The organism is Variovorax sp. YR216, from assembly GCF_900107745.1.
Lineage (GTDB): Bacteria > Pseudomonadota > Gammaproteobacteria > Burkholderiales > Burkholderiaceae_C > Variovorax.
This window is the reverse complement of record NZ_FNRO01000009.1, coordinates 161,307-182,566: the sequence shown is the minus strand read 5'-3', so window position 1 is coordinate 182,566 and position 21,260 is coordinate 161,307. Positions and strand designations below refer to the sequence as shown.

Here is a 21,260-nt window from a genome sequence, read left to right as displayed (position 1 = left end):
ACACCCAATCGCAAGCAACCGACATGCCATTTGTATCCAAAGTGCCATGCACCTTGAATACATTCATCGATTCAGCCGAGCAGCACGTCGGCGAGGTCGACCTGCTGCTCTTCCTCTTCCTGCAGGTTGAGCGAGCGCTCGATGTGATGCAGATGCTCGACCATGAGCGAAAGCGCCGTCTTGGCCTGACCGGCCTCGATGGCGTCGACCAGCAGGGTGTGCTCGTCGTTCGGGCAGGCCGCGCCGGTCGGCGCCTCGAAGGTGAGGATGGCCAGGCAGGTCAGCGGCGTCAGCTCGCGCATCATCCGCGTGAGGATGCTGCTGCCCGATAGCTCGGCCAGCAGCACATGGAATTCGCCCGACAGCCGCACCGCCGCGCGGCGGTCGCCGTTGGCATGGGCCTGCTGCTCGCGCTTGATGAGCGCGCGAAGCTGCTTGACCGCGCCCGGCGCCTTGCCTTGCCCGATGCGCTCCATGAGCCGCCGCACGATGGCGGGCTCCAGCGTGCGGCGCACTTCCAGAACGTCATGCGCCTCGTCCACGCTGGGCGTGGTGACAAAGGCGCCGCGGTTCGGGATGAGCGTGACCAGCTGTTCCACCGCCAGCCGCTGCAGCACGCCCCGCACCTGCGTGCGGCTGACCGCGAAGAGCTCGGCCACCCGCTCTTCCGACAGCTTGGTCCCCGGCATCAGGCGGTGCTCGACGATCGCCTCGTAGATGCGCTGGTAGATGTCCGCCTTGGAGGCGGTCTTGGGCGAAGCCTTGAGGGCGCGGCGGGAAGAGATGGTCGGCATGGGAGAGGAAGGTGGCTCGGCCGAGTGTATGCAATGCCGCGGATTTTCGGCGCGGCACATGGGGGGCGTCAGACGCGGATCTCGCGGTTGAAGCGGTCGATGTACTCGCCGCGGCGCGGATTGAGCTTGGCCCAGTCGACCCCGTTCATGGTCTCGATGTCGGCCGTGTTCTTCGCGTAGGCCTGCAGGCCGGGGCTGAACACCGCCTTGCTGCTGACCGGCGCGACGAAATAGGGCTCGGCGGCCATCTTCGTCTGCACCTCCGGGCTCAGCGCCGCGTTGATGTAGGCGGCGGCCAGGTCGGGGTTCTTCGTGTTCTTGACGATGTGCATCACGCTCTTGATGTGGATCCACCCGGTGTCCGGCTTTGCCAGCGCCACCGGCACGCCCTTGCCCTGCAGGTCGCCGACGTTGTTGTTGTAGTGGACTGAGATGTCGATCTGCCCCTGCTGGAACAGCGTGGCGAGCGCGCCCGGATTGCTGGCGACGGCGCTGACGTTGGGCAGCAGCTTCTTCACGAACTGGAAGGCGGGCTCCATGTTCTCCTCGCTGCCGCCGTTGAGCCGGGCCATCTCGACCATCCAGGCCGACATCAGCGTCGAGCCCATGCCCGCGAGGCCCACGCGGCCCTTGTATTCGGGCTTGAGCAGGTCGTTCCACGACTTGGGCGGGTTCTTGATCTTCTCGGTGTTGTAGGCGATGCCGATGATCTGGCCCGACACGAACACGCCCAGCCCGCGCGGGTCGACCAGCTTGGCCGGCACGTCCTTCAGGTAGGGCATCTTGTCGACGGGGATCTTCTCGAAGATGTCCTGCGACAGCGCGGCGAGGTAGGGCCCCTCGTCCAGGATGATCACGTCGTAGGGCGGGTTGGCCTTGGAGGCGACCACCTTCGAGACCGTGTCGACCGCCAGCGAAGGCACCAGGCTCACCGACGCACCGGTGGCCTTGGTGAAGGCCGGCAGCAGGATGCCGCGGTGCGCCGATTCCCACGCGCCCGGGTAGGTGGTGGCCGAGATGGACTTGCCTTGCGCGAGCGCCAGGCCGGAATGCGCGGCCAGTTGCAGGGCGCCGGCGCCGGCAGCGCCCTGGAGCAGACGACGGCGGGACAGGTGGAGGCTCATGGATCTTCCTTTGCTGGAGGAGTGGTTGGATGGCTGCCCCGGCGCAAGCTCCGTGCCAATGCAGCCTGCACAGCGAAAGGCGGCCGTATCCAAACCGGGCGCGCCTTCTTCGGGGGCGGCGCGCGCCAAGTTGGATTGCCGTGCACCATGTTGTGCACATTCGATCCAGAAATTTGTATCCAATTTGCCTTGTGTTTTGGAGACGCCTCGATGGCATGGATCTTGAGACAGGGAACGCACGGCACACCGCCGCGCCCCCCACCCACAGGAAATCCGCGAATGCCCACTTCCTTTCATGCCTCCGGCGTCGCCGTCGAGCTGGACCAGATCCACCACCGCTATGCGGGGGCGGTGGCGGTCGAGTCGGTCTCGCTGCACATCGGCGCCGGCGAGCTGGTCGCCCTGCTCGGCCCCAGCGGCTGCGGCAAGACCACGCTGCTGCGCATCGTCGCCGGGCTGATGCGCCAGAGCGGCGGCACGGTGCGCATCGGCGGCGAAGCGGTCGATGCCCTGCCCACCAACGAGCGGGGCGCGGGCATCGTCTTCCAGAGCTACGCGCTCTTCCCCCACATGACGGTGGAGGCCAATGTGGCCTACGGGCTGCGCGCGCGTGGCGTCTCCTCGCCCGAGGCGCGCGCCACCGCCGCCGAGATGCTGGCGATGGTGCAGATGTCGGCCTTCAGCAAGCGCTATCCGCGCGAGCTGTCGGGCGGCCAGCAGCAGCGGGTCGCGCTCGCGCGCACGCTGGCCGTGCGCCCGCGCGTGCTGTTGCTGGACGAGCCCTTCGCCGCGCTCGACAAGAACCTGCGGCTGGACATGCAGATCGAGATCCGCCGCATCCAGCGCGAGCTCGGCATCACGACCATCCTGGTCACGCACGACCAGGAAGAAGCCATGTCGATGGCCGACCGCATCGCGGTGATGCACGCCGGCCGCGTGGAGCAGTTCGACACGCCCGAGGCCATCTACGACCGGCCCGCGAGCCTCTTCGTCGCCACCTTCATCGGCACTGCCAACCTGCTGCCGGGCCGGCTCGCGCGGCATGACGGCGCGGGCTTCTCGGTGGACTTCGACGGCGGCGGCCGGCTCGCGCTCGCCGAGGCCTCGCCCTGCTCGCGCGCCGGCGCCGTGGTGTTGGCGACCCGGCCCGAGCACCTGGCGCTCGCTCCGGCCTCGGCCGACGCGGTGCCCGCCACCGTCGAGATGGTGTTGCCGCTGGGGCCTTCGCTGGTGTACGAACTGCGCCTTGCCAGCGGCGGCACCGCCAAGGTGACGCAGCCGCGCACCGCCGAGCTGCCACGCTTCTCCGCCGGCGATGCGGTGGGCCTTCGCCTGCGGCAGGGCTCGCCGGCCAGCGTGTTCGCGGGTTGATCCATGGCCGCATCCACCGCTCCCCGTCTTTCACCGCCGCTGGCGCTCGGGCTGCCGCTGGCCCTGTTCTTCGTCGTGTTCGTCTTCGCGCCGATGCTGCTGCTCGCCTACGTGAGCCTGCACGACACGCCGGACCTGACCGGATTCGGCCTGCGCCAGTACGTCAAGTTCCTCGGCGACGGATTCAACCTCGGCATCCTCGGCAACACGCTCTGGCTGGGCCTGCGCGTGACGCTGCTCGCGCTGCTGCTCGGGTTTCCGCTGGCCTATCTCTACACGCTGGCGCCGCCGCGCTGGCAGGGCGTGCTCCTGCTGCTGGTGCTGCTGCCGCTCCTGACCAGCTCGGTCGTGCGCACCTTCGCCTGGGTGGTCATCCTGGGCCGCCAGGGCATCGTCAACAGCGTGCTGATCGACCTGGGCCTCATCGCCGATCCGCTGAAGCTGCTCTACACGCCCGGCGCGGTGGTGGTCGCGCTGGCGCAGATCGAACTGCCGCTGATGGTGCTGCCGCTCATCACCGCGCTGTCGAACCTCGACGCCAACCTGCGGCAGGCCTCGCTGGCGCTGGGCGCGGGCCACTGGCGCACCTTCACGCAGGTGACGGTGCCGCTGTCGATGCCCGGCCTGCTGGCCGGCAGCCTGCTGGTCTTCGCTTCCAGCGTGAGCGCCTTCGTCACGCAGACACTGGTCGGCGGCGGGCAGCAGATGTTCATGCCTTTCTACATGTACCAGCAGGCCATCCAGGCCGGCAACTATCCGTTCGCGGCCGCCATCGCCATACTGCTGCTGGTATGCGTGCTGGGCGTGGTGGCCGCCATCAATGCGCTGGGCCGGCGCAGCAAGGGGTTCGTGCATGCCTGATCAGTTCGTCTCGGGCGCTCCGGTGCCGCTTTCGACGCCCGCGCATCCTGCGGCGCAGGCCCGGCTCGGCGGGCGCGCGGAGCGCCTGTCGTTCCAGCTCGTCTTCGGGCTGCTGGGCGTGCTCGCCGCGGTGCTGCTGCTCGCGCCCACGGTGATCGTCGTCATCACCTCCTTCACCAGCGGCTACTCGCTGAAGTTCCCGCCGCCGGGCTACTCGATGCGCTGGTACGAGGCGCTGTGGAACGATTCGCCCGAACTGATCGAGGCCTTCGTGCTCTCGCTCGAGCTCGCCGCCGCGGCCACCGCGATCTCCATCGTGCTCGCGGTCTCGGCTGCGCTGGCGCTGGCTCGGCGGCGCGAAGCCTGGGCGCGCGCGGCCGAGGCGGTGTTCCTCTCGCCGCTGATGCTGCCGGCGCTGGCCATCGGGCTGTCGCTGCTGATGCTGTTCAACCTCGCGGGGACGGGCCTCTCGTTCGCCACGCTGGTGCTGGGCCACGTCGCGATCACGGCGCCCTACATCCTGCGCACCACCACGGCCAGCCTCTCGCAAATGGATGGGGCGCTGCTGGAAAGCGCGCATTCGCTCGGCGCCTCGGCCTTCCATGCCTTCCGCACCGTCACGCTGCCGCTGATCGCGCCGGGCATCGCGGCCGGCGCCTTCATCGGCTTCATGTATTCCTTCGACAACGTGGCGGTGTCGCTCTTCCTCTCGGACGCGCGCAGCGAGGTGCTGCCGATCCGCATGTGGCACATCATCGAATCGAACCTCGATGTGCGCGCCGCGGCCGTCTCGGGCGTGCTGGTGGCGGCGACCGTGGTGCTGATGGTGGTGATGGAACGGGTGGCGGGCATCTCCCGCCACATGCGATGAGGCAGCGCGCGGCCGGCTCAGCGCGTCGGCGCGACCGGGTCGCGGCCCCAGCGCAGGCGCAGCGCGAGGTAGTCGGCTTCCAGCACGTTCTCGCGCAACTCCACGTCGTAGCCGGTCATCGCGCAGAAGGCTTCGAAGCTGTAGTGGCCGAGGTCGGTGCGCCGCAGCGTCGCGTGGCGCAGCGCCAGCACCAGCGTGCGCACGCCCGCGAGCTTGAGCGCGCCCGCGCACATGGGGCACGGCTCCATGGTGCAGTAGAGCGTCGCGCCCCTTGCCGCATCGGCGCCATGCACGGCGAAGGCGGTCTGCAGCACGTCGGTCTCCGCATGCGCGGTCGGATCGCTGCGCGTGTTCTGCCGGTTCTGGCCGCGCCCGATCAGTTGTCCGTCCTTGACCAGCACCGCGCCGGTCGGCCAGTCTCCGCGCTCGAAGGCTTCCACGGCCTCGTCGAGCGCGGCGCGCATCCAGCGGGTGTCCTCGGTCGGGTTCGTCACGTCTTTCCTTTCTTCGATCACGGAGTCTTCCCATGAGCAAGAAGCGCACCCTGCTGCGCCACGCCCGCGCCCTCCTGGGCGATGGCCATGTCTACGATCCGCGTCCGCTGGACGTGCTGGTGGAAGGCGATCGCATCGCGGCGATCGAGCCTGCGGGCACCCTCGCCGGCGCCGACGCGGTGATCGAGCTGCCCAATCGTCTGCTCGTGCCGGGGCTGGTCAACGGGCACCAGCATTCGCACGAACACTTCCAGCGCGGGCGCACCGAGAACCTGCCGCTGGAGCTGTGGATGCACCTGGTGCGCACGCGCATGCCGGTGCCGCTCACGCCGCGCCAGGCGTACCTGCGCACGATGATCGGCGCGATCGAGTCGCTGCGCACCGGCTGCACCACCGTCGTCGATGACATGGCGCTCGGCGGCGCGATCGACCGGGAGCGCATCGAGGCCAGCCTGCAGGCCTACGACGACGCGGGCATCCGCGCCCTGGTCGGCTTCGCGATGATGGACAAGCCCATCGTCGACAACTTTCCCTTCGTCGAATCGCTGGTTCCGCCCGAGCTTGCCGCCGAGCTTCGCAATGCGCCCCGGCCCGCGCCTACAGAATGCCTTGCGCTCGTGCGCGATCTGGCGCGAAGCCGCCATCCCGCGAGCCGCCGCGTGGGCGTGCTGGTCTCGGCCTCGGCGCCGCAGCGCTGCACCGAACCCTTCCTGCGCGAGGTGCGTACGCTGGCCGACGATCTCGCATTGCCCGTCATCACGCATGTGCAGGAGACACGCCTGCAGGTGGTGACCGGCCAGCTCTTCTACGGCTGCCCGATCGTGGAGTACCTCGACCGCATCGGCTTCCTCAAGCCCGCCACGAGCCTGGTCCACGCGGTGTGGCTCAATCCGCGCGAGATCGAGGCGCTGGCCCGCACCGGTGCGACCGCGCAGCACAACCCGTGGAGCAACCTGCTGCTGGGCTCGGGTGTGCAGCCGGTGCGCGAGCTGCTGGAGGCCGGGGTCAATGTCAGCCTGGGTTCCGATGGCTCCTGTTCGACGGTGACGGTCAACATGCTCAATGTGCTCGGCAGCGCCGCGGCGGTGTCGAAGATCCGCGGCGACGACCACTCGCGCTGGCTCAGCGCGCAGGAAGCGCTGCACGCGGGCACGCTCGCGGGCGGAAAGGCGCTGGGCTTCGGCGACCGGCTCGGAAGCCTGCGCGTGGGCGCCACCGCCGATCTCGTCGCCTACCGCACCGACAGCATCACCTTCACGCCGATGAACGACCCGGTGCGCCAGCTCGTCTATGCCGAGCGCGGCGCGGGGCTGGACTTCTCGATGGTCGATGGCGAAATTGCGATCCAGGGCGGCCGCCTCGCGCGCATCGACGAGGCCGCGCTGCTCGCCGAGATCGAGCACGAGTTCAGCGACCTGCTGCCGCGCTTCGCGCGCGCCGAAGCCGACATGGTGCCGGTGCTCGATGCGGTGGAACGCATCCACCGCCAGGGACTGGCCACGCCGATCGCACCCGACACCTACAACGCCCGACTGCCATGAACACATCCACCCACTACCTGCCGCGCGACCTCATCGGCTATGGCGAGACCGTCCCGGACGTTCGCTGGCCCGGCGGCGCCGGCCTCGCGGTCTCCTTCGTGCTCAACGTGGAGGAAGGCGCGGAGTTCGCGCTGAGCGCGGGCGACGAGCGCAACGAAGGGCGCCACGAAGTCAACCACGAAGTGCACGGGGCGCAGGACCTATGCATGGAGAGCCACTTCGAGTACGGCGCGCGCGTCGGCTACCGGCGCATCACGCGGGTGCTCGCGGATGCCGGCGTGCCGGTCACGCTCAACTGCTGCGCCCGCGCGCTGGAGGCCACGCCGTGGATTGCCGAGGACGCGCGGAATCGCGGCTTCGAGATCTGCTGCCACGGCTGGCGCTGGGAGGCGCATGCAGGGCTGCCGGAGGCCGAGGAGCGCGCGCGCATCGCGCGCAGCGTCGCCACCATCGAGCGCCTCTGCGGCAAGCCGCCCGTGGGCTGGCACACCAAGTCGTCGGCTTCCGTCAACACGCGCAGGCTGCTGGTGGAGCACGGCGGCTTTCTCTACGACAGCGACGCCTACAACGACGACCTGCCCTACTACCTGCAAGTGGGCGGGCGCCCGCACCTGGTGCTGCCCTATGCCTTCGACACCAACGACATGCGCTTCTTCGACAGCCACGCCTTCGTTCACGGCGAGGACTTCGCGCGCTACTGCGGCGATGCCTTCGAATGGCTGCTCGCCGAATCGCGCACAGCGCCGCGCATGATGTCCATCGGCCTGCACACCCGCATCATCGGCCGTGCCGGGCGCATCGGCGGACTGAAGGCGCTGGTGGACCGCATCGCGGGCCGCGAAGGCGTGTGGTTCGCGACCCGCGAGCAGATCGCGCGCCACTGGCTGGAACACGTGCCACCGCCAGCATCGATGAAGGGCGCGGCATGAAGTTGCTGCTGATCAATCCGAACCGGACGCAGGCGGTGACCGATGCAGTGCTGGCCGCCGCGCGCGCCGCGGCGCGGCCCGATACCGAGCTGCTCGCCGTCACCGGTCGGCGCGGCCCGGCCATCATCGCCTCGCGCGCCGAGAACGCGATCGCGCAGCAGGAGGTGCTGGAACTGGCCGCGCAGCACGCCGGCGACGTCGACGCGATCGTGCTGGGCGTGTCGCTGGACAGCGCGCTGTGGCCCTGCCGCGAGCTGCTCGACATGCCGGTCATCGGCATGACCGAGGCCGGGCTGCTGGTCGGCGCCACTCTGGCCAGCCGCATCGGCGTGCTGACCTACGGTGCGCGCATGGCGCCGCTGTACCGCGAACTGGTCGAGCAGCACGGCATGGCCGCGCGGCTGGCCGGCGTCGAAGCGCTCGATGTAACGCCCGAACAGACCTTCAGCGCGCCCGACGCGGTGCAAGCCCGTGTGCTCGAAGGCGTCGAACGGCTGGTGCAGCGCGACGGCGCCGAAGCCGTGCTGCTGGCCGGCGCCGCGATGGCTTCGATGGCCGCGCCGCTGCAGCCGCGCGCATCGGTGCCGCTGCTCGATGGCGTGGCTTGCGCCGTCGCCTTGGCGGAAGCGCGTTACCAACTGTCGCTGCCCGCCGCGCGGGCTGGCAGCCTCGCGCCGATCGTCGGCCGCGACGTGACCGACGTGTCGGCACCGCTGGCCGCGCTCTTCAACGGCAGGCGCGCGCCATGAGCCGCCCGGCCGCTCCGAAGGCGAATACCGAAGCGCTGCTGCGCGAAGGCACTCCAATGAGCGCGTTGCACACACTGTCCGCGCGAGCGCTTGCGGCGCAGGTCATCGACGGCGCAGCCAGCGCGGCCGAGGTGGCACGCCACTTCATCGCGCGCGTCGAGGCGCTGAATCCGGGCCTGCTCGCCATCGTGCAATTCGATCCCGAACGCGTGCTGCGGGAAGCCGCCGATGTCGATCGCCGACTGGCCGCGGGCGACGCGCTACCGCTGGCCGGCGTGCCAGTCACGGTGAAGGACAACCTCTGGGTCGAGGGCTATCGCATCACGCAGGGTTCGCTGCTCCTCGAGGACTTCATCGCGCCGCGCGATGCCTGGGCGGTGGCGCGGCTGCGTGCGCTGGGCGCGGTGGTGCTCGGCATCACCAATTGCTCCGAGTTCGCCTGCAAGGGCGTGACCAGCAACCTCGTCTACGGCGCGACGCGCCATCCGATGGACCCTGCGCTCACGCCCGGCGGTTCGTCCGGCGGTGCGGTGTCGGCGCTCGCAAGCGGGCTGGGCCTGCTGGCTCTGGCCACCGATGCGGGCGGCTCCACGCGGCGGCCCGCCGCACATTGCGGACTGGTCGGACTCAAGCCCAGCGCAGGAATGATCCCCCATCCGTGGGGCTTCGCCGAACCCAACTACGGCCTCTCGGTCATCGGGGTGCTGGCGCGCGACGTGACCGACTGTGCGTGGGTCTACGACCTGCTGGCCGCGTACGACGCAGGCGATCCGGCGGGCGTGCCCATCCCCAGCGGCCTCGAAGCCGGGACGCCGCTCGCCGTGCCGTCGCGCGACCTGCGCATCGCATGGAGCCCGCGACTCGGCTGCGACTTCGCGATCGACGAGGACGTGCTCGCGGCACTCCAGTCGCGCGTCGATGCACTGCGCGCGGCCGGCTGGCGCATCGACAACGGCGATCCACCGTGGCCCACCGAGGCGCGCGAGTACCCGCTGCTCGCGCTCCAGCAGGCGGGCCTGCACGCGCTGTACGGCAGCCGGCTGGCATCCGAGCGCGAACGCATCGATCCGAATCTCGTGATGCAGATCGAAGCCGGTGCGCGCTGCGCGCCGGCCGACATCGCCCGCGCGCTGCGCCTGCGCGAGCGCATCGGCCACGCACTGGGAAGCTTCTTCGCGGAGTACGACCTGCTGCTGTGCCCCACTGCACCGGTGACCGCCTGGCCGCTGGACCATCTCGGCCCGCCGGTGATCGGCGGCCGGCCGGCCGGCCCGCGCGGGCATGCAGCCTTCACGCCGCTGTTCAACTACTGCGGCGTTCCCGCGTGCTCCGTGCCCGCCGGGCGGGTGCGCGGGCTGCCCGTCGGCCTGCAGGTGGTGGCGCCGCGCTACGAGGATGCGACCGTGCTGCGCTTCGCGAAGGTCGTCGAGTCGACGGCCCTGCGAGACGCGTGACCCACGGGCTTATTCGCCCAGGATGCTTTCGAGGTCGGCCTCGTCGCTGCCGGCATCGAGCTTGAGGCTCTCCTGGATGTGATCCAGGTGATGCAGCATGAGCGCCTCGGCCTTGCGCGCGTCCTTGCGCTTGATGGCTTCGACGATCTCTTCATGCTCGTCGGCCCGGCAACTGGTGGCCGTGGGCGCGTCGTAGAGCGAGATGATCAGGCAGGTGAGCGTCGACAGCTCGCGCATGGTGCGCGCGAGCGCCGAGTTGCCCGCGAGCTCGGCCAGGAGCAGATGGAACTCGCCCGACAGGCGCACCACGGCGCGCGCATCGCCCCGCTGGCGCGCGTCGGCTTCGAGCTCGAGGTGCCGGCGCAGCCGCTGCATCTTGAAATCGTCGATCGTGCCGATGAGCCGGCGCAGCACGCCGGGCTCGATCAGGCGCCGTGCCTCGAAGACGTCACGCGCCTGCTCGATGGTCGGCTTGGCGACATGCGCGCCGCGCTGCGGCACCAGCTCGACGATCTGTTCGTGCGCGAGGCGCGCCAGCACCTCGCGGATCTTGGCGCGGTTGGTGTTGAAGATGCTCGCCAGCCGGTCTTCGCCAAGCTTGGTGCCCGGCGCCAGCCGATGTTCGAGGATGGCCGTGGAGATCTTCTCGGCGATGGCATCGGCACCCTGCTCGCGGGCCGTGCTGGTTGTCTCTGGGGTTGGACTTGGTTTCTTTGGCATTGCGGTTCGATCTTAGCGACGGCGCGCGCGGCACGCGAAGCCGTCGCCACAAGGCCTCATCGCGATGAGCGGTCCCGGGCGAGCAGGCGCGCGATGCCCTCGGGCAGGCCATGGTTGGGCTTGACCGGCGGCGGCGCGAAGCTGCCCTGCCGGGCGGGCAGCGTGCCCAGCGAGACGAGCGTCTGCGCATGGCAGACGGCGCTCGACACGCCATCCACCACCGGCACCGGGATGCGGTCGCTGATGGAGCGCGCCAGGCCCGCGAGCGGTGCGCCCGCGATGATGATCACGTCGGCGCCGTCGTCCTGTACGGCCGACAGGCACAGCGCCTCGAGGCGCGCGGTGTGGTCTTCCTGCACGCGCCCGATGTCCTTCAGCGGATTGTCGAGGTTGCGGATGCTCGCCAGCCTGTCCGAGAGGCCGTTGGCGGCCACGCATTCGCGGTACCACGCGGTGATGCGGTGCGAGATCGCCACGATCGAGAAGCGCTTGCCCAGCAGGCAGGCACTCATCAGTGCCGCCTCGGTGAGTCCGACCACGGGGATGTCCAGCACTTCGCGCAGGCCGTCGATGCCCGGGTCGCCGAAGGCAGCGACGACGATCGCGTCATGCCGGTCGCAGTGCTCGGCGGCGAGCGTGGCGGCGGCATAGGCGCCGATCAGCGACTCGAACCGCGTCTCGATGTAGGCCACGCCGAAAGGCGCGGTGACCACGCTGATCTGCGTGCCAGGCGCGGCAGCACGGCGGGCCTCCGCTTCGATGAGGTCGGAAACGCTGTGGGAGGTGTTCGGATTGATCAGCAGGATCTTCATGGCGTGCCTCGCGGTTGCGGCGCCGGAAGCAGCGAGGGCCGGCCGCGGCGCAGGAACTGCCCGCGCCCTGCGCGGGGGTGGAATGTCTTGCCGTCCCACACGACTTCGCCGCGCGCCAGCGTGAGCGCTGGCCAGGCCTTCACGTCGATGCCTTCGTAGGGCGTGTAGTCGACCGCATGGTGCAGGTCGGCATTGCGCACCTGCCGCGGCGTCGCGCTCCAGACCACCAAGTCGGCGTCGGCGCCGATCGCGATGGTCCCCTTGCGCGGATGCAGGCCGTAGGCCTTCGCGGGATTGGTCGAGGTGAGTTCGACGAAGCGGTTGATCGTGATGCGCCCGTCGAGCACGCCATGCGAGAACAAGAGCGGCAGGCGCGTCTCGATGCCCGGAATGCCGTTGGGAATGTGGCGGAACGCGACTTCCTCGCCGCCCGGCTTCTTGCCTTCGGGCGCGTCGTAGCGGAACGGCGCGTGGTCGGACGAGAAGATCGTGAACAGGCCATCGGCCAGGCCGTTCCAGATCACCTGCTGGTTGTCCTTGTTGCGCGGCGGCGGGCTGCAGACGCAGCGGGCACCGCCGTAGCTGTCGTCGATGCCGAGGTCCTCGGCGGTGAGGAAGAGGTATTGCGGACAGGTTTCCGCGAACACGTGCAGGCCGTGCGAACGCGCCCAGCGGATCTGCTCGACGGCTTCCTTGCCGGAGACGTGCACGATCATGATCGGCACGTCGACCAGTTCCGACAGCGCGATCGCACGGTGCGTGGCCTCGCGCTCGACCAGCATCGGCCGCGCGTGCGCATGGAAGCGCGGTGCGGTGCGCCCGCTCGCTTCGAGGCGGCGCGTCAGCCATTCGATGCAGTCGGCGTTCTCTGCATGGATCATCGCCATCGCGTCATGCTCGCGCGCGACCGAGAGCACGTCCAGGATCTGGCCGTCGTTGAGCTTGAGGTCGTCGTAGGTCATGTAGATCTTGAACGACGTGTAGCCCTCGGCGATCAACTGCGGCAGCTCGTTCTTGAGCACGTCCTCTGTCGGGTCGCTGACGATCAGGTGAAAGGCATGGTCGACATGCGCGCGGCCTTCGGCACGCTCGTGGTAGTCGCGCACTGCTGCGCGGAGCGACTGGCCCTTTTGCTGCGCGGCGAACGGGATCACCGTGGTCGTGCCGCCGCAAGCGGCCGCGCGCGTGCCGGTGTCGAAGTCGTCCGCCATGCGGACCGGCGCTTCCATCGGCTGGTCGAGGTGGCAGTGCGCGTCGACGCCGCCCGGCGTGACGAATGCGCCCGCGGCGTCGATCTCGCGGCGGCCTGCCGGCAAGCCCTGGCCGAGTTGCACGATGCGGCCTCCCGTGATGCCGATGTCGGCGTCGAAGGTATCGCTTGCGGTGGCGACGCGCGCATTGCGCACGACGAGGTCGAAGGTGGCGGTGCTCATTTGAAAAGCCCTCCCCAGCCCTTGACCAGCCGGGTGTCGACGCCGGTGATCTTCAGCGCCTTCCACACCACGGTGGCGACCGAGTCGTAGATCGGGATGCCGAGCTCGCGCTCCAGTTCATCGACCAGCGGCGCGCCGTGCAGGTTGGTGCACATCACGGTGATCGCGTCGGGCTTGTGCTGCGCGACCTCCCGGATCATCTTGCGCAGGGTGTCCGCATCGACTTCAGCGAAGGAGAAGTTCACCGTCAGGTCGAGATGGCGCTCCGCGACGCACTCGATGTCCTGCGCCGCATAGTTGGCGACGATGCGCCGCTGGACATCCTCCACGTAGGGCGACACCAGCCCCAGCGTGCGCGCACCCTGTGCGGCCAGCAGGTCGTTGAGGGCCAGCACCGAGGTGGTCGCCGGAATGCTGGTCGCCTCGGTGATGCGTTCGCACAGCGCGCGGTCGCGCTCGAAGCCCAGCCAGCTCGCGGAGGTGCCGCTCCAGCAGATCACATCGACATTCGCGTCGGCCAGCAGCTTTGCGGCTTCGAGGATGGTGCGCTCGTCGAACTGGCTCTGCGACTTGTCGCCCATCGAGATCTCGGTCACGCGGAACCGCGAAAAGTGCGCAGTGACGCCCGGCACGCCGGCGACCATCGCGCTGGTCAACGGCTCGAGCGCCGTGTTGGAGGAAGGCGTCAGCACGCCGATGCGTTTTTGCTGGGACATTTCGCGGATCTCGAAAAGTGGACTAGACGGGAAGCTTCTTGCTGTAGTCGATGAGCAGCGTAGAGCAGATGAAAAGACCTGCGCCCGCCGCGGCGAAGAGCATGAGCGCCAGGAAGTACGAGCCGGTCGCCTGCACGATCAGGCCGACCACGATCGGCACGCCAATGCCCGCGACATTGCCGCCGAGGTTCATGGTGCCGCCGAGGAAGCCGACGTGCACCCTGCGGCCGAGGATCGAAGGCACGCACCAGAACAGGCCGCACCAGCGCAGGAAGAACAGGGTGACCGAGAGCAGCACGACCACGGCGACCGGGCTGGTGATCTGCGACACCGTGTAGATCGAGATGGTGGCGATCACCGAGGCGATGCCGAAGAGCGTGCGCAGCACCTTCGAGGTCGAGGCGCCGGCGGCCTTCCACTTGTCGGCCAGCCAGCCGCCGAACATCTCGCCGACGAAGCCGGAGAAGAACATGATGAACACCGCGCCGCCCATCTGCTTGATGTCGAAGCCATGGACCTTGGAGAGGTAGTTGGGCATCCAGGTGAGCAGGCCGTAGAACAGCGCGTTGAAGCACATCCAGCCGAAGAACATGCCCCAGACCGAGCGGAAGCGCAGGAAGTCGAGCAGTCGGCCGCTGGCGCCCTGCGGCTCGCTCGCGGCGTCCGCCGCGTGGCTGGCCTCGATGTACTTCGCCTCGGCGTCGTTCACGCCGGGATGTTCGCGCGGATGGTTCCGGATGTAGCTCCACGCGAACAGGCCAGCGAGAACCGTGCCGACGCCCGCGATGACGAAGGAGAGGCGCCATGAGCCGAGCACGGCGATCAGGCCCGAGATCAGGATCGCGCCCAGCGCGGCGCCCAGCGGCGCGCCGCCGTCGAGCAGGGTGGCGCCGCGGCCGCGTTCGTTCTGCGTCATCCAGATGCCGTTGAGCTTGCCGCCCGCCGGGTAGATCGGCGCCTCGGCCGCGCCCAGGCCCAGGCGCGTCAGCAGCAGCGGGATCCAGCCGGTGCAGACCGCGGCGATGGCCTGGAAGAAGCCCCAGCCGAGGGTTGCGCCGGCAATCACCACGCGCGGGCCGAAGCGGTCGGCCAGCATGCCGCCCGGGATCTGCATGAGCGCATAGGTCCAGAAGAAGGAACTGAGCAGCAAGCCCTGCACGGCGGGGCCGATGTCGAATTCCTTCGCGATCAGTGGCATCGCCACGGACAGCGAGGCCCGGTCGATGTAGTTGATCGAGATGAGGAACAACATCATCAGGAAGATCTTCCAGCGGACCTTGGAGGGCTGGAGGGCGGTGTCGGGTGCTGCGGCGGTCGCTGTCGCGCCGGCCGTCATGGTGGGTTGCATCGGTTTGTCTCCTTGCGGGTGGTGAGGCGGAATTTAGGCGCTGTCGAAACGATCGTCAACATCATTGTTGACAATATCGTTGACAGTTAGTGAAAGCACCTACCCGGCGGGGGCGGTCTGGTTGCGCAACCTGCTTTCTTCGGACACCCCGGCGGCCGATTTCCCGCATACTGGCCGGGAGTGCTCGCTACAGCCCCATGCGTCGAATCCACCTCCTGACCCACCGCCACCGCACGCCATCGACCAACCGGACGATGGGCCTCATCCTCGCCTTCAATGCGGGTGCCATCAACGCCGGGGGCTTCCTGGTGCTGCACCAGTACACCTCGCACATGACCGGCTTCGCCTCCCAGTTCGCGGACGGGCTCGTGCTGGGCAACGCCAGGCTGGTCCTGAACGCGGCCGGTGCGATCCTGGCGTTCGTCGCCGGCGCGGCCGTCACCGCCGTCCTGGTCAATTGGGCGCGGCAGCACCGGCTGCGCACGGTCTACGCACCGCCCCTGCTGCTGGAGGCGCTGCTGCTGCTGCCGTTCGGGGTGCTCGGAAGCGCCAGCACCCTCAGCTGGATGACACCGTTCGCGCTGCCCATCACGGTGCTTCTGCTGTCATTCGTGATGGGCCTGCAGAACGCGGTGGTCTCCAAGACCTCGGGCGGAAGCATCCGCACCACGCACATGACCGGCAACATCACGGACTTCGGCATGGAGCTCGGGAAGCTGCTTTACTGGAACCGTCACCGGTCGGACCTCACCCAGCCCGTGCGTCACGACCGGTCGCGCCTGCGCAATGCGGGCGGCCTGATCGGCATGTTCGTGATCGGCGGCTCCGTCGGTGCGCTGGGGTTCAAGTACGTGGGCTACGTGTGCGTGGTGCCGTTCGCGGCCCTGCTGCTCGCGCTGGCTGTGCCGCCCTTGTATCGGGAACTTCGGGGACAGGCATGATGGATCGCATCGTTCTCAAGCTGATCGCATCGGGTCTGCTGCTCGCATGCTTCTCGACTCGGGTTCTCGCCGTGCAGTCCCAGGACGAACCGCTGACCGACAGGGCTGTTCAAGGGTCTGAGGTGCCGACCGCGGAGCGCTCCGAATATGCCTACGGACTCGATGCCTTGCAGAAGCTCGATTTCTGGCCTGCGGCAGGGGGTGCCAGGCCCGCGCCACTCGTTCTCTTCGTCCATGGGGGTGGATGGAATCTGGGCGACAAGCGTTCCGCCACGGGGATGCAGAAGGTCGAGCATTTCACCCGCGAGGGGTTTGCGTTCGCCTCGATGAACTATCGATTGGTGCCCGATGTCACGGTGGAGCAGCAGGCGGCCGATGTGGCCGCCGCCGTCGCCTGGCTTCGGGGCCACGCCGCCCGGCTGGGAATCGATGCCTCACGCATCGTCCTCATGGGCCACAGCGCGGGCGCGCATCTGGCGGCGCTGGTCGGGACCGACCCGCAGTACCTGGCAGCGGCCGGCCTGTCGCTGTCGGATCTTCGGGGCGTCGTCGCGCTGGACGGCGCGTGCTATGACATTCCGCGCCAGCTTGCCTCGGCCGGCCGCTTCATCCGCGGCACCTACGTGCAAGCGTTCGGAACCGAACCGGCACGCCAGCGCGCCCTCTCGCCTTCCCTGCAGATCCTGAAACCCGGCACGCCAGCGTTTCTGATCGCCCACGTCGATCGCGCCGACGGAAAGGCGCAATCCGAAGGCCTGGCCAAAGCGCTCCTGCAGGCCGGAATCCCGGCGGAAGTCATTGACGCCGAGGGCACCGGGTTGATCGGTCATCTGGAGATCAACCGCTTGCTGGGTCGCGGTGACTATCCGGCCACCGCGGTGATCGACGCCTGGCTGCGCAAGCTGCTCCGCTCGACGTAGGTTCAGGCCCCGAGCATGGGCCCGGTCACACCGCGCCCATGCCGGAGACCAGCGCGCCCGTGGGCTCGCCCTTCTTCAGCGCGGCGGTGAAGGCCAGCATGCGGTCGATGGGCACGCGGGCGCGCGCGCCCAGTTGCGGCTCCACCTGGATCTCGCCGGCGCCGGTCTCCAGCGCGTGGGCCACATTGACCAGGCCGTTCATCGCCATCCAGGGGCAATGCGCGCAGCTCTTGCAGGTGGCGCCGTTGCCTGCAGTCGGCGCCTCGATGAAGGTCTTGCCGGGGTTGAGCGTGCGCAGCTTGTGCAGCATGCCGTTGTCGGTGGCCACGATGAAGGTGCTCGCATCCATGCGCTGCGCTGCCTGCAGGATGGCGGAGGTGGAGCCCACCGCATCGGCGAGCGCGATCACGTCGGCAGCCGATTCCGGATGCACCAGCACCTTGGCATCCGGATGCTGCTCCTTCAGCAACTGGAGCTCCAGCGCCTTGAATTCGTCATGCACGATGCAGGCGCCCTGCCAGCTGACGATGTCGGCGCCGGTCTCGCGGCGGATGTAGTCGCCCAGGTGGCGGTCGGGTGCCCACAGGATCTTGTGGCCCTCGGCCTTGAGGGCGCTCACCACGTCCAGCGCGCAGCTGGAGGTGACCACCCAGTCGGCCCGCGCCTTCACGGCCGCACTGGTGTTGGCGTAGACCAGCACCGTGCGGTCGGGATGCGCGTCGCAGAAGGCGCTGAACTCGTCGATCGGGCAGCCCAGGTCGAGCGAGCAGTCCGCGCCCAGGTCGGGCATCAGCACGCGCTTGCCGGGCGAGAGGATCTTGGCGGTCTCGCCCATGAAGCGCACGCCGGACACCACGAGCGTGCGCGCGGGGTGGTCGCGGCCGAAGCGCGCCATCTCGAGCGAATCGCCCACGAGGCCGCCGGTCTCTTCGGCCAGGTCCTGCAGATCGGGGTGCACGTAGTAGTGCGAGACCATGACGGCATTGCGCTCCGCCAGCAGCCGGCGGATGCGGTCCTTGAGAACATCGCGCTCCGCCCGCGAAGGCTCGGCCGGCACGCGTGCCCAGGCGTGGCGCGTATTGCATGCCTCGCCGACGGGCTGCTCGAATTCGACCTCGAAGACCGCGCTCATGCTTCCTCCTGCGCGAAGCGCATCGAGAAGTCGATGGCCTTCACGTCCTTGGTCAGCGCGCCGATGGAAATGCGGTCCACGCCGGTCTCCGCCAGGGCACGCAGGCCATCGAGCGTGACGCCGCCGGAGATCTCGAGCACGGCGCGTGCATCGCCCGCGGCCTCGTTGCGGCGGACGGCTTCGCGCAGGGTGGGCAGGTCCATGTTGTCCAGCAGCACCATGCGGGCGCCGTGGTGCAGGGCCTCATCCAGCTGCGCCAGGGTCTCGACCTCGATCTGGATGAACTTCGCGCCGGGGGCGGCCTGTGCCGCCGCCTTCAGCGCCGCGGCCACTCCGCCGGCAGCGGCGATGTGGTTCTCCTTGATGAGGATCGCGTCGTACAGGCCGATGCGGTGATTGGTGCCGCCGCCCACACCCACCGCGTACTTTTGCGCCAGGCGAAGCCCCGGCAGCGTCTTGCGCGTATCGACGATCCGGGCGCGCGTGCCTTGCACCGCCTGCACGTATTGCGCGGTGCGTGTGGCCACCGCGCTGAGCAGCTGCAGGAAGTTGAGCGCCGTGCGCTCGGCCGTGAGCAATGCGCGCGCATCGCCATCGATGGTGAAAACGGTCTGGCCGGGCTCGCAGTGCTGGCCTTCTTCGCGCTGCCAGACGATGCGGGTCCGTGGATCGATCTGCCGGAAGACGGCCTCGACCCAGGGGGCGCCGCACAGCACGGCGTTTTCGCGGCTGATCACACGGGCCAAGGCACGTTTGCCATCGGGGACCAGGGTGGCGGTCAGGTCGCCGCTGCCAACATCTTCCAGGAGGGCTCGGCGCACGTCGGCGCTGGCCAGTTCGGCCACGCTGGCCGGTGAGAAATCAAAACTGATGGTCATTTTCGAGGTGAAGGGGGCCGCAGGCGGCTCAGTCGAGCTCCAGATTGTCGATGAGCCGCGTATTCCCGAGCCGCGCCGCCGCCAATACCACCAGCGAATCGCCTGCTCCCGGCGCTTGCAGATCGCCGCGGCGGCGCAGCGCCACGTAGTCCGGCGTCCAGCCACGGGCCGAGAGCGACGCCATGGCGCGCGCCTCGATGGCGGCGAAGTCGCGCTCGCCATCGCGCACGGCCTTCGCCACCGACTGCAGCGTCTGCGACAACTGCGTGGCCTCGACGCGCTCGTCCTTGCCGAGATAGCCGTTGCGCGACGAGAGCGCCAGGCCATCGTCAGCGCGATGCGTCTCGACGCCGACCACGTCGATCGGCAAGGCGAACTGGCGCACCATGTGGCGGATCACCATGAGCTGCTGGTAGTCCTTCTTGCCGAAGACCGCGAACTGCGGCTGCACGCAGGCAAAGAGCTTCATCACGACGGTGCAGACGCCGATGAAGAACCCGGGACGGAAGTGGCCTTCGAGGATGTCCGCCAGGGCCGGGTCCGGATGTACCTTGCAGGTCTGCGGCTCGGGGTAGAGAGCCTTCTCATCGGGTGCGAAGAGCACATCGCAGCCCGCGGCCCGCAGCTTCTCGCAGTCGCTCTCCCAGGTGCGGGGATAGGTGTCGAAGTCTTCGTGCGGCAGGAACTGCAGGCGGTTGACGAAGATGCTCGCGACGGTCATCTCGCCGAGCTTGCGGGCCGTCCTGACAAGCGAGAGATGGCCTTCGTGAAGGTTTCCCATGGTCGGCACGAACGCGGCGCGGCGCTTGCCGTTGAGGATTTCGCGCAGTTCGGGGATGGTTCTTGCGATTTGCATGAGGGTGTCCTTACCAGGCATGAAGGGTGTCGTCAGGGAAGGTGCCGCCCTTGACCGCTTGCACGTAGGCCCGCAGGGCCTGTTCGATGCCGTCCGAGCCGGCCATGAAGTTGCGCACGAATTTCGGCGGCTTGCCGAGGTTGACGCCGAGCATGTCGTGCATCACGAGCACTTGGCCTGCGGTGCCGCTGCCGGCACCGATGCCGATGGTCGCGCAGCGCGTGAGTTCACCGGTGATCCGTGCGGAGAGCGCAGCAGGGACCATCTCGAGCACGAGCATCGCCGCGCCGGCATCCTGCAATGCACGCGCGTCATCGAGCAGGCGTGCTGCGGAGGAATCATCCCTGCCCTGCACCTTGTAGCCGCCCAGCGCATGCACCGTCTGCGGCGTGAGGCCGAGGTGCGCGCATACCGGCACGCCGCGTTCGACGATGAAACGAACGGTATCGACGGTCCAGCCGCCGCCTTCGAGCTTCACCATCTGCGCGCCGGCCTGCATCAGCGTGATCGCGCTGCGCAGCGCCTGCTCGCGCGACGCCTGGTAGCTGCCGAAGGGCAGGTCGGCGATCAGCCACGCCGCACCCTGCACACGACGCAGGCCGCGCGCGACGCTCTCGGTGTGATGGCGCATCGCCTCCATCGACACGGCGACGGTGCTGTCCAGGCCCTGGCAGACCATCCCGAGCGAATCGCCGACCAGCAGGCAATCGACGCCCGCGGCATCGGCGACGGCCGCGAAGGTGGCGTCGTAGGCGGTGAGCATCGCGATCTTCTCGCCGCGCGCGCGCATGTCCGCGAGGCGAGACAGCGTGACGGCCTTGCGCGGCGCGGGCACAGCGCCGGATTGCGCACCGTAGGGCGCGGCGGCATCGGAGAGCGACATGGACGTCAGGCCGGCAACGCTTCGGTCTCGGCGGTCTGCACCGGGACCTGCGAATGCACTTCCTTGATCCGGTTCGCGGCGTCGACGAACACCAGCTTGGGCTTGTGCGCGGCCACGCGTTCCTCCGCCACGAGTCCGAACGCCGCGATGATGAGCAGGTCGCCCTGGCAGGCGCGCCGGGCGGCCGAACCGTTGACCGAGATGATCCCGGAGCCGCGCTGGGCGCGGATCGCGTAGGTGACGAAACGCTCGCCGTTGTTCACGTTCCAGATGTGGATCTGTTCGTTGTCGGCGAGTCCTGCGGCATCGAGAAGGTCTTCGTCGATGGCGCAGGAGCCTTCGTAGTGCAGTTCGCAGTCGGTCACCGTGGCGCGGTGGATCTTGGACTTGAGCAGGGTTCGGAACATGGGAGGTCGGGCCTTGAAGTCGAAAA

Annotated in this window: 22 protein-coding genes; 9 read left to right on the top strand and 13 right to left on the bottom strand. The window is 68.7% G+C overall.

The window, feature by feature from the left end:
* Positions 1-71: 71 nt before the first annotated feature.
* Positions 72-794, bottom strand: a complete 723-nt coding sequence (locus BLW05_RS22135; RefSeq protein WP_093165702.1) for a GntR family transcriptional regulator — start codon at positions 792-794, stop codon at positions 72-74.
* Between the two features lie 68 nt (positions 795-862).
* Positions 863-1,918 (bottom strand): ABC transporter substrate-binding protein, encoded by a 1,056-nt coding sequence (locus BLW05_RS22130; RefSeq protein ID WP_093165701.1) that lies wholly within the window; start codon positions 1,916-1,918, stop codon positions 863-865.
* A gap of 279 nt (positions 1,919-2,197) precedes the next feature.
* Between BLW05_RS22130 and BLW05_RS22125 the strand changes: the two genes are divergently transcribed.
* Genes BLW05_RS22125 through BLW05_RS22115 form a run of 3 tightly spaced genes read left to right on the top strand, consistent with a single transcriptional unit; the run spans position 2,198 to position 5,021 of the window.
* The gene (locus BLW05_RS22125; RefSeq protein WP_093165700.1) at positions 2,198-3,289 is read left to right on the top strand and encodes an ABC transporter ATP-binding protein; all 1,092 of its coding nucleotides are present in this window, start codon (positions 2,198-2,200) and stop codon (positions 3,287-3,289) included.
* A 3-nt stretch (positions 3,290-3,292) separates the two neighbouring features.
* Complete coding sequence (locus tag BLW05_RS22120; RefSeq protein ID WP_093165699.1) at positions 3,293-4,150, top strand: ABC transporter permease; 858 nt, start codon at positions 3,293-3,295, stop codon at positions 4,148-4,150.
* The gene (locus BLW05_RS22115) at positions 4,143-5,021 is read left to right on the top strand and encodes an ABC transporter permease (protein WP_093165698.1); all 879 of its coding nucleotides are present in this window, start codon (positions 4,143-4,145) and stop codon (positions 5,019-5,021) included. The genes BLW05_RS22120 and BLW05_RS22115 overlap by 8 nt, the downstream gene beginning before the upstream one ends.
* 17 nt (positions 5,022-5,038) lie before the next feature.
* On the opposite strand, the gene BLW05_RS22110 is transcribed toward BLW05_RS22115, so the two are convergent.
* Positions 5,039-5,515, bottom strand: a complete 477-nt coding sequence (locus BLW05_RS22110; RefSeq protein ID WP_093165697.1) for a nucleoside deaminase — start codon at positions 5,513-5,515, stop codon at positions 5,039-5,041.
* 32 nt (positions 5,516-5,547) lie between these two features.
* On the opposite strand from BLW05_RS22110, the gene BLW05_RS22105 reads away from it, so the two are divergent.
* Genes BLW05_RS22105 through BLW05_RS22090 form a run of 4 tightly spaced genes read left to right on the top strand, consistent with a single transcriptional unit; the run spans position 5,548 to position 10,188 of the window.
* Complete coding sequence (locus BLW05_RS22105; RefSeq protein ID WP_093165696.1) at positions 5,548-7,056, top strand: amidohydrolase family protein; 1,509 nt, start codon at positions 5,548-5,550, stop codon at positions 7,054-7,056.
* Positions 7,053-7,985, top strand: a complete 933-nt coding sequence (locus BLW05_RS22100) for a polysaccharide deacetylase family protein (RefSeq protein ID WP_093165695.1) — start codon at positions 7,053-7,055, stop codon at positions 7,983-7,985. The genes BLW05_RS22105 and BLW05_RS22100 overlap by 4 nt, the downstream gene beginning before the upstream one ends.
* Complete coding sequence (locus BLW05_RS22095; RefSeq protein ID WP_093165694.1) at positions 7,982-8,734, top strand: aspartate/glutamate racemase family protein; 753 nt, start codon at positions 7,982-7,984, stop codon at positions 8,732-8,734. Before BLW05_RS22100 ends, BLW05_RS22095 begins: the two co-directional genes overlap by 4 nt.
* Complete coding sequence (locus BLW05_RS22090; RefSeq protein ID WP_256330439.1) at positions 8,731-10,188, top strand: amidase; 1,458 nt, start codon at positions 8,731-8,733, stop codon at positions 10,186-10,188. The genes BLW05_RS22095 and BLW05_RS22090 overlap by 4 nt, the downstream gene beginning before the upstream one ends.
* 9 nt (positions 10,189-10,197) lie before the next feature.
* On the opposite strand, the gene BLW05_RS22085 is transcribed toward BLW05_RS22090, so the two are convergent.
* Genes BLW05_RS22085 through BLW05_RS22065 form a run of 5 tightly spaced genes read right to left on the bottom strand, consistent with a single transcriptional unit; the run spans position 10,198 to position 15,205 of the window.
* A complete protein-coding gene (locus tag BLW05_RS22085; RefSeq protein WP_093165693.1) occupies positions 10,198-10,908 on the bottom strand; it encodes a GntR family transcriptional regulator in 711 nt (236 codons plus the stop codon).
* A gap of 56 nt (positions 10,909-10,964) precedes the next feature.
* On the bottom strand, positions 10,965-11,720 hold the full coding sequence (locus BLW05_RS22080) for an aspartate/glutamate racemase family protein (RefSeq protein WP_093165692.1): 756 nt from the start codon (positions 11,718-11,720) through the stop codon (positions 10,965-10,967).
* A complete protein-coding gene (hydA, locus tag BLW05_RS22075; protein ID WP_093165691.1) occupies positions 11,717-13,153 on the bottom strand; it encodes a dihydropyrimidinase in 1,437 nt (478 codons plus the stop codon). Before hydA ends, BLW05_RS22080 begins: the two co-directional genes overlap by 4 nt.
* On the bottom strand, positions 13,150-13,869 hold the full coding sequence (locus BLW05_RS22070; RefSeq protein WP_093165690.1) for a maleate cis-trans isomerase family protein: 720 nt from the start codon (positions 13,867-13,869) through the stop codon (positions 13,150-13,152). Before BLW05_RS22070 ends, hydA begins: the two co-directional genes overlap by 4 nt.
* A 22-nt stretch (positions 13,870-13,891) precedes the next feature.
* A complete protein-coding gene (locus tag BLW05_RS22065; protein WP_093165746.1) occupies positions 13,892-15,205 on the bottom strand; it encodes an MFS transporter in 1,314 nt (437 codons plus the stop codon).
* Positions 15,206-15,414: 209 nt separating this feature from the next.
* On the opposite strand from BLW05_RS22065, the gene BLW05_RS22060 reads away from it, so the two are divergent.
* Together BLW05_RS22060 and BLW05_RS22055 are read left to right on the top strand one after the other, a co-directional pair.
* Complete coding sequence (locus BLW05_RS22060) at positions 15,415-16,158, top strand: YoaK family protein (RefSeq protein ID WP_093165689.1); 744 nt, start codon at positions 15,415-15,417, stop codon at positions 16,156-16,158.
* A complete protein-coding gene (locus BLW05_RS22055; RefSeq protein ID WP_093165688.1) occupies positions 16,155-17,078 on the top strand; it encodes an alpha/beta hydrolase in 924 nt (307 codons plus the stop codon). Before BLW05_RS22060 ends, BLW05_RS22055 begins: the two co-directional genes overlap by 4 nt.
* Before the next feature lie 25 nt (positions 17,079-17,103).
* Here BLW05_RS22055 and nadA read toward each other — a convergent pair whose 3' ends face one another.
* The 5 genes from nadA to panD are packed head-to-tail and all read right to left on the bottom strand — an operon-like array spanning position 17,104 to position 21,234.
* A complete protein-coding gene (gene nadA / locus BLW05_RS22050) occupies positions 17,104-18,210 on the bottom strand; it encodes a quinolinate synthase NadA (RefSeq protein WP_093165687.1) in 1,107 nt (368 codons plus the stop codon).
* Positions 18,207-19,088, bottom strand: coding sequence for a carboxylating nicotinate-nucleotide diphosphorylase (gene nadC, locus BLW05_RS22045; RefSeq protein ID WP_093165686.1), 882 nt, complete (start codon positions 19,086-19,088; stop codon positions 18,207-18,209). The genes nadA and nadC overlap by 4 nt, the downstream gene beginning before the upstream one ends.
* A 28-nt stretch (positions 19,089-19,116) precedes the next feature.
* On the bottom strand, positions 19,117-19,944 hold the full coding sequence (gene panC, locus BLW05_RS22040) for a pantoate--beta-alanine ligase (protein WP_093165685.1): 828 nt from the start codon (positions 19,942-19,944) through the stop codon (positions 19,117-19,119).
* A 10-nt stretch (positions 19,945-19,954) separates the two neighbouring features.
* Positions 19,955-20,827, bottom strand: coding sequence for a 3-methyl-2-oxobutanoate hydroxymethyltransferase (gene panB, locus BLW05_RS22035; protein WP_093165684.1), 873 nt, complete (start codon positions 20,825-20,827; stop codon positions 19,955-19,957).
* Between the two features lie 5 nt (positions 20,828-20,832).
* Positions 20,833-21,234 carry an aspartate 1-decarboxylase gene (gene panD, locus BLW05_RS22030; protein WP_093165683.1) on the bottom strand — a complete coding sequence of 134 codons (402 nt, stop codon included), beginning with the start codon at positions 21,232-21,234 and terminating at the stop codon, positions 20,833-20,835.
* Positions 21,235-21,260: the final 26 nt, after the last annotated feature.

Bases quoted from the DNA above. Each gene is read 5' to 3' on its own strand.
- panC (WP_093165685.1), bottom strand. From the start codon at position 19,944: ATGCAAATCGCAAGAACCATCCCCGAACTGCGCGAAATCCTCAACGGC.
- BLW05_RS22070 (WP_093165690.1), bottom strand. From the start codon at position 13,869: ATGTCCCAGCAAAAACGCATCGGCGTGCTGACGCCTTCCTCCAACACG.
- nadA (WP_093165687.1), bottom strand. From the start codon at position 18,210: ATGAGCGCGGTCTTCGAGGTCGAATTCGAGCAGCCCGTCGGCGAGGCA.
- nadC (WP_093165686.1), bottom strand. From the start codon at position 19,088: ATGACCATCAGTTTTGATTTCTCACCGGCCAGCGTGGCCGAACTGGCC.
- BLW05_RS22060 (WP_093165689.1), top strand. From the start codon at position 15,415: ATGCGTCGAATCCACCTCCTGACCCACCGCCACCGCACGCCATCGACC.
- panB (WP_093165684.1), bottom strand. From the start codon at position 20,827: ATGTCGCTCTCCGATGCCGCCGCGCCCTACGGTGCGCAATCCGGCGCT.
- BLW05_RS22065 (WP_093165746.1), bottom strand. From the start codon at position 15,205: ATGACGGCCGGCGCGACAGCGACCGCCGCAGCACCCGACACCGCCCTC.
- BLW05_RS22120 (WP_093165699.1), top strand. From the start codon at position 3,293: ATGGCCGCATCCACCGCTCCCCGTCTTTCACCGCCGCTGGCGCTCGGG.
- BLW05_RS22055 (WP_093165688.1), top strand. From the start codon at position 16,155: ATGATGGATCGCATCGTTCTCAAGCTGATCGCATCGGGTCTGCTGCTC.
- BLW05_RS22080 (WP_093165692.1), bottom strand. From the start codon at position 11,720: ATGAAGATCCTGCTGATCAATCCGAACACCTCCCACAGCGTTTCCGAC.
- hydA (WP_093165691.1), bottom strand. From the start codon at position 13,153: ATGAGCACCGCCACCTTCGACCTCGTCGTGCGCAATGCGCGCGTCGCC.
- BLW05_RS22135 (WP_093165702.1), bottom strand. From the start codon at position 794: ATGCCGACCATCTCTTCCCGCCGCGCCCTCAAGGCTTCGCCCAAGACC.
- BLW05_RS22130 (WP_093165701.1), bottom strand. From the start codon at position 1,918: ATGAGCCTCCACCTGTCCCGCCGTCGTCTGCTCCAGGGCGCTGCCGGC.
- panD (WP_093165683.1), bottom strand. From the start codon at position 21,234: ATGTTCCGAACCCTGCTCAAGTCCAAGATCCACCGCGCCACGGTGACC.
- BLW05_RS22105 (WP_093165696.1), top strand. From the start codon at position 5,548: ATGAGCAAGAAGCGCACCCTGCTGCGCCACGCCCGCGCCCTCCTGGGC.
- BLW05_RS22090 (WP_256330439.1), top strand. From the start codon at position 8,731: ATGAGCCGCCCGGCCGCTCCGAAGGCGAATACCGAAGCGCTGCTGCGC.
- BLW05_RS22095 (WP_093165694.1), top strand. From the start codon at position 7,982: ATGAAGTTGCTGCTGATCAATCCGAACCGGACGCAGGCGGTGACCGAT.
- BLW05_RS22115 (WP_093165698.1), top strand. From the start codon at position 4,143: ATGCCTGATCAGTTCGTCTCGGGCGCTCCGGTGCCGCTTTCGACGCCC.
- BLW05_RS22085 (WP_093165693.1), bottom strand. From the start codon at position 10,908: ATGCCAAAGAAACCAAGTCCAACCCCAGAGACAACCAGCACGGCCCGC.
- BLW05_RS22100 (WP_093165695.1), top strand. From the start codon at position 7,053: ATGAACACATCCACCCACTACCTGCCGCGCGACCTCATCGGCTATGGC.
- BLW05_RS22125 (WP_093165700.1), top strand. From the start codon at position 2,198: ATGCCCACTTCCTTTCATGCCTCCGGCGTCGCCGTCGAGCTGGACCAG.